The organism is Winogradskyella sp., from assembly GCF_028289625.1.
GTDB lineage: Bacteria > Bacteroidota > Bacteroidia > Flavobacteriales > Flavobacteriaceae > Winogradskyella.
Genome location: NZ_JANQOM010000015.1, coordinates 1 through 11,925, shown reverse-complemented (window position 1 = coordinate 11,925; position 11,925 = coordinate 1). Strand labels below are relative to the sequence as shown.

Here is an 11,925-nt window from a genome sequence, read left to right as displayed (position 1 = left end):
AAAAATTATAAAAGATGGGCATTTAGATAACATCATCCTTTTAAAATTTATTAATCGTTTAAAGTGAGAATAACATTGTCGATATTTACTACTCCTGCTTCTCCATTTAAATCGAATAACACTCTTGCATCTGGAGCCCCAAAGTCTGCAGAAGATAACGACGTTAATTCATAATTAGTTTGAGTCGTAGTAATTGCTACGGTCTGACTCGTACTACTAAATGGTGGGCCACTTAATCCAATACCTGCAATGATATTTCGGCCTGCTGCTTGATCAGTCCAAGCATCAAAGGAAAGGGTGTAAGTTTGCCCTTGCACAATTTCTAGTTTTTGACTTAGATTAACTAAAAAGACTGCATCTGGATTTGGACTGGTAACATTAACAGTATAAAATGTGTTGCCTCCCTCGGTGATAATAGGTGCAGGGTTGTTATCGTCAACACCTTGAATCCATGGGGCTGCCCCTAGTTCGAAATCACCATTTGTTAGCAAGCCGCCAAAAGGTACAGGAACGTCAACGGTGACTTCATTTTGGAAGGTGTCGGTATTTCCAATTTCATCTGTTGCCGTTAATGTAATTGTATATGTACCTGAAGCCTCATAGGTATAAGTAGGATTAGCTACTGTTGATCCATCACTACTATCCCCAAAATCCCAAGAAAAGCTTTCACTGCCAGTTGAAGTATTAAACAATTCAACAGTCCCCACTTCATTATTACTAACAATAAATCGTGCATCTAAATCTGGAAACGTTATACCGCTTTCATTATCCTCACAGGATACTATTGTAGAGGATAATATAATCGCAGCTATCATAATTAATTTATGCTTTAGTAATCTCATGTTTTTAAGTTTTAATTAGTTATACACTCTTACATAGTCCACAAACATTCGTTGAGGAAACACTGTTTCAGCATTTGGTGGTCCAGGTAAATTTCCCCCAACCGCTATGTTCATAATTATGTAAAAAGGTCTGTTAAAAACCCACTCTCCTGCATTATCGAGGTCACTATCGGCAATAGACTCCTCAGCTTCATCGGCTATTGATTCTGGTGTGAGGGATTGATATAATACATCATCAACATAATAATTAATTCGATTGGGGCTCCACTCTATTCCAAAGATGTGGAACTCAGTATCAAATCTATTATTTTCTAACTCATAGTCTTTACTCACAGAATCACCTCCATTATAACCAGGTCCATGGACACTCCCAAAAACCACTGTTGGTTCATCACCAAGGTACTCCATAATGTCTATCTCACCACAATTTGGCCAAGGATTTTGATCACAATCATTACCTAACAACCAAAATGCTGGCCATAAACCTTTACCTAACGGTAAACGAATACGGGCTTCAAAACGTCCGTATTGTTGCTCAAATAAATTTTGAGTAGTAATACGTGCTGATGTATAACTTGAGTTTTCAAAAGACTCTTCTCTAGCCGTAATAACTAACATGCCGTTTTCAACAACAACATTTTCTGGCCTGTCAGTATAGTATTGTAATTCCTCATTTCCCCATCCAGGAATTCCTTGATCAGAACCATCACCGATATCATAGGTCCACATAGATGGGTTGGGTGCTCCATCAACATTAAACTCATCTTGCATTACGATATTAGTAAGTGTGGCTACTTCTTGCGTTTCATCTAAATCACAGCTTGTGTTAATTCCAATAATTATAATCAAGCTTAAAGCAATACACGCTTTATTCAATTTGATGCTTTTATATTTTTTATTCATAATATTTAAACTGAAAGATTATTATTAATTAGGGGGTTAGTCAATGTAGAAATATATATTGTCTAAAATAAAATTAGGTCCACCGACCAATATAATTGCTCCTATATTATCTCTTTGAGTAGCTAAACTACCAGCAAGAGGAATTGGCACACGATTCCATTGACCAGGAGTTAGATTTGTGGGTGTAAATCTGTAATCAGCATCATCCCCCTCGGGAAAACCTGTAAATTGATTAGTTTCAAGCATTTGGTTTGCCCCTATGTCTCTAATTTGAAACTCAATCGAAGTAACGTCATTAGGGACTAAAATATCAACATTCATAAAATCCATGGCGCTTGCATCTACAGGTGAATTATCAAAGTTGATGCCTGTAAAATTATTATTGGCATATTCTGCCACATTATTACCGCTAATCTGTTGAATTGTAGCAATAGTTGTTGAACCTCCAAAACCTGGAGTAAAATTAGGATTAACCGCATTGGTGTAAAAATCACTAAAGATTGAAATTACTTCATTTTGAGGTTGTGTGGGGTCATCTGGAACAGGGAAAGCTCCGTTTGAAATAACTTCTAATGAGCCTTGAGCTAAAACATTATCTATAGTCGCCGTAATCGTTGTAGCTCCTTCTTGCCCAACTATAACAACACCATCAACAACTTGTGCAACACTAGGATTTACATTATAATCGAAATAAGCCGGTGCAACATCTAACGTTATATTCTCCCCAGACCCTAGACTAAAGGATTGTGTACAATTGGGTATTTCAATTTCACTACCAGTAAAGGCTTCTACTGTTTGGTCTTGGGCTCCTAGTATTTGTGCTCCAGTAGTTAAGTTAGTCCCTAGCGTTTCAAACCTAATTTCATCTAACCAAAATGTGAAACCTATATTATCGCTAAATGAGTCACCATCAAAAGGATTATCATCTTGTAAAACATCATAAGACCCTGCAGAGAATAGGAACATTCCTTTTTCTTGTACTAACTTCGACGCATTGGGGATAGGGATAATATATTTCTTCCAACCAGTTGTTAATTGAATATTATTTCTGCTTGCAGGGAAATTGCCATCCTCAAAATCTACTCCAAATCCCACGGTTCCAATGGCAGCAGTTATTGAGCCTTTTGCATAGAATGTAAGTGCATCATACTGGGTTAAATTTCTACCTTCACCTCTATCTTTAAAAATTCCACCTATAAAGGTTCCATCAGGATCATTTGGTCCGGGCACATCAATTCTTATAGAAACATTACCTTCAAAAGCCTCGTTCTCGTCCGTGCCAAAGCCTTGTGTATTTGCCCCCAAAGCTGGATCAAAAGAATCAAAAAATTCATCCGTTAAACCTACTGGAGCATCTGTAAAAATGTCAGGGGTATTAGGAAAGGTAGCTGGCACAACTTCATCTGTGAGATCTCGCTCACAGCCTATTGTAGCAATTAATGCCACAATTAAAAGAAAAGTGTATTTTGTTATTTTAAAATTTTTCATCATTTACTTTTTTATTTGCCAATATTAATATGTATATAAGTTCTAATCTCCCATTCTGATCCATTAGGGAATCCTACAGGGCTAATAATTGGTGGTTGGTTAGGATTAGTCGCATTCGGATCTGTAGCTAGAGGTGAAAATCTTGGTGAGAATTCATCTAATGAACGCCACATACCGCGAATACCAACCTGTGTACTTGGTAAAATAAACCAATCTGGCTTCCCTAAAGTCGTAGAAACATCTAGCATTAACTGCAATGGAAATGTTAAGTTGAAATCTCTATGGTAATCAAAAGGTCCCCAGTCATTAATTTTGACATGAGACATAACTTTAATCTTTTTATATAACATTCTGATATCGCCACCGAAACGTGTTATTGTTCTATCAGAATCACCATTACCTTGTCCATTGCCGTAGTAGAAATTTCCAATAATTCCCAGATCTGGGCTTAATTTAGAAACAATTCTTGTATGAGCCTCCCATAAATCTTCTGCAGGTGCTGACTCCCCAAAGGCAAAGAAGGTACGATCTGCTAGGAAACCGATATGTGCATCTTGGGTGGTTGGTAAATGTCTGTATACAAATCCCGCACTCATAGCGAACTTGGCATCCTCTGCTCTATCATTATTCCACTCGTACATCCATGTCCCTGGTGTTGGGTCGAATGTGAATAATATCTCACCTGCCGTCATCTCTCTGTTACCACCTCTCACCGCAAATGGGTCATCGATAAAATTTCTTAGTCTGCCAGGCGCAGCCCCAGCATTTGGCATAGGATCTACCAAAGGCTGTTGCCACATAAAGTTTGGTGCTATTTGTAAGTTTCCTAAGGTGTAAGTGAATCCAGAAAGGAAATTAGTCATATTTCCGCTTCCGGAGTCTAATAATCTCCAACCTGTAAAAGTTCTGGTTTGATCTACACCACCATTGGCTACTAAGCCCATATATGAACCTTGGGCATACCAATTGAAAGGTCCTTTCTGATATGTCACCTTAGCTTTAGCTCCCCAATTATCCTTTCCCTCTACTTTATCAACAACTACTTCTCCATTATCGTTAATGTCTTGAAATGAGCTACCGTTAAGTGGGCTACCCGCCCAAATACCACCAACAGTAACGCCAATACTACCAAAATCTCTCTCTAAAGCGAGAGTAGCTCTCTCTTGAGGCCAAGCAGGAATGATACCAGAGCGTACCTGGTTGGCATCTAAAACACGTCTTCCTGTAACATCAAACTCTAAATCGGTATCTAAATCCCTGTGGTAAATTCCTGTAACATCCCAATCTAAAAATTTCTTTCGATATTTAAAAAGCATCGTAGGGTTAGCACCCCACCATAATTGTGGTCCAAATGCCGCCTTAAGTCCTTCTAACTCACCTTTAGCATCAACTTCTATACCTAAAATTTCACCATTATAAATATCTAAATTGGGGCCATAATTTGCCTCTGGATATAAATTAAAGATATCCCCTTCATATGCCCAATGGTAATGACCCGTTCTATAAAAACCACGTAAGTCAAAGTCTTTAGCATTCCATTCAAATTCAGCTTGGTAAACACGTACTCTATTAAAGTCCGCTATCTCAAGATCTATATCATTTCCATCTTCCACACCCACAACTGTAACTGGTCTGCCTGGATTTTCATAAAAGATTTCGTTTATAGGATTCTCTGCCACGTTACCCAAAATATTGAACTCAACGTTTGCCCGCATATTTGAAGACGGATTTCCTTCTATACCAACAAAGTAAGACTGCATATGGTCAAACCCTAATTGATTTGGAAACTGATTAACGTTGGGGTCTTCAGTTTCTGGGGTCGTTATTAGACTTCCACCTGTATTAAATGTGGTAAATTCTGCTCTTAATCTGCTTATCCCCAATTTACCCGCTGAGCCACCTTCAAGAGCTGCCTTATCTCCTCTAGCTTTTAAGACGGCATCCATTAGGTTAATATTATTGAAATAGTTTTCAAGGAACCCCATATTCATGCCTTCATCATAAGGGTTTAATTGGTGTACTTCCTTAAGCGCATAATAAGCAGCTCTAGGATAAAGGTCATATAAGCCCCTTTCATTGGTTGGCCCTTTGGCACAGATACCAAACCACTCTTCATTCATGTTATTTCCACCTGGCGCTAAGTCTCTAGAGTAGCCACCATTTGGCCAAGTTGCAATGGTGTTATGTACATCGAAATCTTTAGTTTGATTCCATTTCCACCAACCATCACTAGATTGAAAAGTAAAACCACCTATTGAATTTCCAGCTTTTCCTAAACCTGCGGCATTCTGATATATATCTTTCCAGTTACCAACATTATAATAAGCTTGAGAATACTGATCTTCTTTATTTTCTATGGCATTAAAAGCATCTGCTCCAAACTCTGCAAAAAGTATAGGCTTATCTAGTTCGTCCTTAACACGTTGAAAAGCGTCGCCAAAAGAAATTCCTCTATACATGTTTGTTCCATAAATATCAATGTCCTTACAATATTGTTTCACGATATCCAGATATAGTAAATCCCCATTACAGATTGCAACAGGTACGGAATTATCTATTTTTTTTATAGCTAGAGCCGCATCGTTGAAGGCTTTATAAAGCCCTTCTGCCGCTAAACGAATCCCTGGGTCTACACCATCAATTGGTATGGCCTCGGTTTCTGCTCCTGTCCAAGACAAGTGATAGTTGTTTTCGTTACCCACCATATATAATAGAAGTCCTGGCGTACCTTTATACTTATTCGCCATATCAGTTACTTCTTTCATCAAGACTTCTCTAGTAGCCTCATCTGTATAATCGGTTTGTGGTGTCCAAGCACCATTGATTGTAAGACCGTAAGCACCAAATTGGGTGTTTAACATAGTATAGATACCATAATTTTCATAGATATAAGTAATCCATTTAGGCTCTAAACCGTAAGTACGTATCGCATTGACGCCCATATTCTTGAACAATGCCATTTCTGCGTCTAAAGCCGCCATAATAACATCATCCGACTGTGCCCATATACCCTTATCGAGTATGCCATTACCAATTGGGACATAATCCCAATTTACACCATTTACGATCATAGTCTGTCCGTTAGCAACAAGCCTAAAACCATCAGCGCTTTTGTCTATAGTAACTTCATTTGATTGAGCAAATACGGAAATTGAAATTAACGTTAGAATTAAAAACTGGAGGTAATTTCTCATATTGTTAGTTGTTTATAGATTATTTAATTAATAAAACTAAGATAATAATTTACTAATTCTTCAAAATTACCCTATACAAATAGCATACATCGCAAAAAAAACTATGCTTTTCTGCGAATACCATGTTAAGAGACTGTTAAATTGCGAATTACGGTAATTTACGATTAGTTAACAAAAAATGGGGTGAATCTTTAATGTATGGCGAATGTATAGGCAAAAAGACAAATTGTATAGTGATTACAACTCTAAAATATAATCCGTAAGGCTTTGTTCGTGACCCAATCCCATTTTTTTACGCAATCGATATCGTTTAACTTCTACACTTTTATGAGATATATTTAACAAAGGAGCTATTTCTTTTGATGATAGATTCAACCTCAAATAAGCACATAATCTGAGATCGTTAGGGGTTATAGACGGATGTATCGTTTTAATTCTTTTCATGAAGTCTTTATCGACATTGTTGAATGCTTCTTCGAACAATTTCCAGTCGCTGGTATTATTTAAGTTCGTATTAATTAATCTTATTACCCCTTTTACATCATCCAAAGATTTACTTCTAGACAACTCTTCCTTTATTTTATTCAATAATTCATTACGTTTAACTAAATTCATAGTCGCTGTGCCAAGCTCTCTATTTTTGTTCTCTATGTCTAATTGGAGGTTTTTGTTTTTAAACTGGATAAGTTGTTGTTGATTTTCTAGCTGTTCGAGTTCTAATTCCCTTTGTTTTTTCTCAATCAACTTCTCTTTTTGCTTTTTGTAATATCTATTATTAAAGTATTGGATTAAGAATATCAAAGCCAGTCCCATAAGAACATAAGTAACAATAGCCAATGGTTTGAGCAGCCATGGCTTTTCGATTGAAAAAGTATATGAAGCTAAACTATTAGATTCAACTCCACTAGATTGAGCCATAACTTCAAATGCATAATCACCATGCGGGAGATTTTCAAAATAAACCTCTGGCGTTGATGTCCAATCGCTCCAGTTATCATAAAGACCAACTAAACGGTATCTATATTTCTTAGACGAAAATTTATTATAATCTGTTATGCTGTACTTAAAAAGGATACTGTTGTTCTTATTCCCTAACGTTACACTTTGATTTAAATCTAACTGAATGGGAATGGACTCATCATGTAACGAATTATGAGATATATAATCTATCTTAATCTCTTTAGAATTTTGCTTTAGCTTATTCAAGTCGACTATAAGATACCCTTCTGTTGTTCCAATTAAATACTTATTGTCGTTAAGACCCAATATATTCTCATAGCCTACCTTGCTATTTCTCAATTCGTGAGGGATTGAAATCTTACTTGTTTTTGGCTCATACGAAAGTGTTCCCGGCTCGACATAGGCGATATCATTCTTAGAAAAAAGCCATAATCGATTACTAGAATTATCAACTACCAATTTGCCTGATAAATAATTATATCCTTTAATTAATTCACTTAAAGTACTATCCTTAACAAAATTTGATTGTTTTTCATTATAAGCATAAACACCTTCTTTATTGCTATATAGTATTCTATCTTTATATTTTGCAATACTTGACTTTGGACCTTCTTTAATATCCAACTTGTTGGATTCTAAAACTTGAAAATAATCAGAATCAACCGCTACTTTATACACCCCTTTATATTCATGGCTTATGAGTAATTCGGTGGCATTTACAAAGTCAAAATATCTAGAAGAGATATCAAAACCTCTTATCTTATTTCTATGGGACCAAATTCCATTTTTCAATTCCAAAACACTCAAGCCCTCATAATTTCCCTGAATGAGAAGATTAGGATTCTCTGTCTCCTTTATTAGCCATGTTCCTATTTCCCCCTTAATGTAAGTAGCGTTTCCATTCTTCACAACAAAGGTTCCTTTATCATGCCCACAAAATAAGTCTCCTCTTAGGTTGTTTAAATACCATACCTGGCCTTTTGTACCCTTAACAAGCCTAAAGTTATGATTCTCCTTTTCGTTCTTGTAAAATAGACCTTGATTGCTCCCTAAGTATAAATAATCTCCAACCTTTATCGATGTATAAATAGTTCCTAAAACGCCCTGTTTGTCCTTATATACTATATAAGGTGATTCTAGGTTTATACAATTTATTCCATTATCTAATCCTAACCATATATTACCCCTATTTCCCTCAAGTAGTGATAATATTGTATTATTACTTAAACCTCCTGATTGGTCAATTTTTAAAATCTTTTTTCCATCTGACGACATTTGAAGTACTCCTTCAGAAACAGTCCCAAGAAGGAAGCTTCCATCCTTGAGCTTAATACTACTGTATATGCTCAAACCATTAAGCACATTATCGACTTCAATATTTGAGCTAAACAAATCTCCATTGGAATAGCTATACATACCATTTTCTTTAGTCAATAGTAATAAACCTGTATCATCCTTATAAATGTTTACAATCTCATTGTCATTAAACTTATCTGATGGTATGACTAATTGCTCAACACCATTTTTAATCTCGCATATTCCAATACCGTTTTTTTGGAAGAAAATATTCTCATCAACTTTAAATATTTTGTTTATTCTGCTCTTAGAATCGATTATTTTAAAACTATCATTTTCAATACTATAAATGTATATGCGGTCTAAGGATTGAAACAAAATATAGTCTTCAATTTCAATGATGTCCCAAAACTGTTCGTCCTCCTTAACTTCAATGTCTCGTCCTGTTATTAATGAGGTATAGGCTAAACCTCCATAATTGTCTTTTTCCCAATAACCGAAGTCCATATAACAGCCCGTATAGATTTTATCACCAATAACATTAACCGACCTTAAAATCGATTGATTTGGGGAGGGAAATAGCTCCCATCGAGCACTGTTATACCTAAGTAAACCCTTGTTATTCGCAAAATAAACAATACCTTCATTATCTTGAGAAATATCCCAATTTTGATCTTCGGCCTGATAATCTTGCTGCGTAAAAATTTGAATTGGAGGAATCTCTTGCGCGAACAGAGAAATGCCAATAAGGAATTCTATAAATATGAGAGCTTTATTAAGCCTAACCATTAACCACAATTTAATGATTGTTGGGAGAAAAAAAGCACCACAACAACCATGTTAAGTCACTAAGGTAAGTAAATATAAGTACTTTGAGAAGTTTTGTAGTGTTATTCTGAATAAAAAGCTTTAATCAAAAATTCTTAAAACTCACAGAAAAAAATCGAACTTTATAATAAGAGAGCTAGAGTTATTAAAAAACCGAGTACTTGCTTCAACATGTTGAGAAAAGCCACTCACTACGCATGAGTAGTTATTTTTTGCCTAAACCTCAACTAAGTAAACTTAATCCGATCTGGAGCAAAAAAACCAAGACAAGTGTCTTGGTTTTTCATCTGTACTGAAGGCGGGACTTGAACCCGCACGGCCATAATGGCCATTGGATTTTAAGTCCAACGTGTCTACCAATTCCACCACTTCAGCATTCAAATTACGGACTGTAATCTAATCGGTATATATTGTATAGAGCGAAAGACGGGATTTGAACCCGCGACCCTCACCTTGGCAAGGTGATGCTCTACCCCTGAGCTACTTTCGCGTCATCTTTTAATGAACTTTTTCGCCATAAAAGCGGATGCAAATTTAAACTATTTCTTAGAATTGCAAAGACTTTTTTTAAATAAATTGAATGCGCCTAAGCTTGTTTTTTCTTTACCAACATGCGCTTTATTTCGTTGAGCTTCATAAGGGCTTCCACAGGTGTTAAGGTGTCTATATCAGTGTGAAGAATTTCATCTTTTATTTCTTCTAACAATGGATCATCCAAGTTAAAAAAGCTCAACTGCATATCATCCTTCAAGGACTTTACCTTATCCGTAAGCTCTTCACTAGAATGGGACTTTTCGAGTTTAGATAATATTTTATTTGCACGTCTAATGACTTGTTGTGGCATTCCTGCCATTTTAGCCACATGAATTCCAAAACTATGCTCACTACCACCTTCAACCAATTTACGTACAAAAAGCACATTATCTTTTAATTCTTTAACTGCAACATTAAAGTTTTTAATACGTGGAAAGGTCTCTGTCATTTCATTAAGCTCATGGTAATGTGTCGCAAATAAGGTTTTTGGCTTTGCAGGATGTTCATGCAGATATTCGCTAATTGCCCATGCAATTGATATGCCATCATATGTACTGGTACCACGCCCTATCTCATCTAAGAGGACCAAACTACGGCCTGAGATATTATTGAGAATAGAGGCCGTTTCATTCATCTCCACCATAAAAGTGGACTCTCCCATAGAAATATTATCGCTGGCACCAACACGCGTAAATATCTTATCCACTAATCCAATCCTAGCCTCTTTTGCCGGTACAAAACTTCCTATTTGGGCCAAAAGAACTATTAGTGCAGTTTGCCTTAATATGGCCGATTTACCCGACATGTTGGGACCCGTAATCATAATGATTTGCTGTGATTCTCTATCGAGATACACATCATTGGCAATATATGATTCGCCCAAAGGTAATTGCTTTTCTATAACAGGATGACGACCGTCTTTAATTTCTAAACTATAACTGTCATCGATTTGAGGATAATTGTATTTATTGGATTTTGCCAAACTTGAAAAACCACAAAGGCAATCGAGCTGCCCGATCAATTGGGCATTTTGTTGCACTTGTAAAATAAACTGATGCATCCATGTTACCAACTCTGCAAACAACTGCTGCTCTATGGCTAGAATACGTTCTTCAGCACCAAGAATTTTAGCTTCATATTCCTTTAGTTCTTCAGTAATGTAACGTTCTGCACTGACTAAGGTCTGCTTTCGTATCCATTCTTCAGGTACTTTGTCTTTATGCGTATTTCTGACTTCAATGTAATAGCCAAAGACATTATTTGAGGCAATTTTCAAGGACGGAATACCTGTGCGCTCACTTTCACGCTCTAGCATTTCATCTAAATAATCTTTTCCGGATTTTGATAGGCCTCTTAATTCATCAAGTTCTGTTGAAAATCCTTCAGCAATCGTATTTCCTTTTAGCACATTTACTGGTGCTTCCTCATTTAAAGTTTGTTTAATCTTTTCACGGAGCAAATCACAATCATGCAGATTTTCGCCTATAATTCTTAAAGCTTCATTATTACAGTTTTCCGCCACAGCTTTTATGGGTACAATAGCCTCCAGCGAATTTTTTAGTTGAATGACTTCCCTTGGGTTGACTTTGGTAGTTGCAATCTTAGAAATTAAACGTTCTATATCTCCAATGTGCTTTATCTGACCTTGAATCTTTTGAAGCACTGACCCATTATCCAATAAAAACTGAACCACCTCATGACGTTGCTTTATCTTATCCGCTTGTTTTAAGGGTAATGCTAGCCATCGCTTTAAGGTTCGACCTCCCATTGCTGAAATCGTTTTGTCAATGACATTAATAAGCGTTACGGCATTGGCATTTGTTGAATGGTATAACTCTAGATTTCTTATGGTGAACTTATCCATCCAAACATAATCATCG

6 protein-coding genes and 2 tRNA genes are annotated in these 11,925 nt (G+C 36.3%); all 8 read right to left on the bottom strand.

From position 1 onward, the window contains the following. Nucleotides 1-50: 50 nt before the first annotated feature. Complete coding sequence (locus Q0992_RS03475) at nucleotides 51-842, bottom strand: PKD domain-containing protein (protein WP_299520422.1); 792 nt, start codon at nucleotides 840-842, stop codon at nucleotides 51-53. 15 nt (nucleotides 843-857) lie between these two features. After that, the gene (locus tag Q0992_RS03470; RefSeq protein ID WP_299520420.1) at nucleotides 858-1,745 is read right to left on the bottom strand and encodes a glycoside hydrolase family 16 protein; all 888 of its coding nucleotides are present in this window, start codon (nucleotides 1,743-1,745) and stop codon (nucleotides 858-860) included. Between the two features lie 36 nt (nucleotides 1,746-1,781). Then, nucleotides 1,782-3,236 carry a glycosyl hydrolase family 16 gene (locus Q0992_RS03465; protein ID WP_299520418.1) on the bottom strand — a complete coding sequence of 485 codons (1,455 nt, stop codon included), beginning with the start codon at nucleotides 3,234-3,236 and terminating at the stop codon, nucleotides 1,782-1,784. Nucleotides 3,237-3,244: 8 nt separating this feature from the next. Then, the gene (locus Q0992_RS03460) at nucleotides 3,245-6,427 is read right to left on the bottom strand and encodes a glycoside hydrolase family 2 TIM barrel-domain containing protein (RefSeq protein ID WP_299520416.1); all 3,183 of its coding nucleotides are present in this window, start codon (nucleotides 6,425-6,427) and stop codon (nucleotides 3,245-3,247) included. A gap of 237 nt (nucleotides 6,428-6,664) precedes the next feature. Further along, nucleotides 6,665-9,472 carry a triple tyrosine motif-containing protein gene (locus tag Q0992_RS03455; protein WP_299520414.1) on the bottom strand — a complete coding sequence of 936 codons (2,808 nt, stop codon included), beginning with the start codon at nucleotides 9,470-9,472 and terminating at the stop codon, nucleotides 6,665-6,667. Between the two features lie 329 nt (nucleotides 9,473-9,801). Continuing rightward, nucleotides 9,802-9,886: transfer RNA gene (locus Q0992_RS03450), tRNA-Leu, on the bottom strand. A 43-nt stretch (nucleotides 9,887-9,929) separates the two neighbouring features. Continuing rightward, a tRNA-Gly gene (locus Q0992_RS03445) sits at nucleotides 9,930-10,001 on the bottom strand. Between the two features lie 96 nt (nucleotides 10,002-10,097). After that, nucleotides 10,098-11,925: DNA mismatch repair protein MutS (mutS, locus tag Q0992_RS03440; protein WP_299520412.1), on the bottom strand; the 1,828-nt coding region annotated here is incomplete at its 5' end.

Bases quoted from the DNA above. Each gene is read 5' to 3' on its own strand.
- Q0992_RS03475 (WP_299520422.1), bottom strand. From the start codon at position 842: ATGAGATTACTAAAGCATAAATTAATTATGATAGCTGCGATTATATTA.
- Q0992_RS03470 (WP_299520420.1), bottom strand. From the start codon at position 1,745: ATGAATAAAAAATATAAAAGCATCAAATTGAATAAAGCGTGTATTGCT.
- Q0992_RS03465 (WP_299520418.1), bottom strand. From the start codon at position 3,236: ATGATGAAAAATTTTAAAATAACAAAATACACTTTTCTTTTAATTGTG.
- Q0992_RS03460 (WP_299520416.1), bottom strand. From the start codon at position 6,427: ATGAGAAATTACCTCCAGTTTTTAATTCTAACGTTAATTTCAATTTCC.
- Q0992_RS03455 (WP_299520414.1), bottom strand. From the start codon at position 9,472: ATGGTTAGGCTTAATAAAGCTCTCATATTTATAGAATTCCTTATTGGC.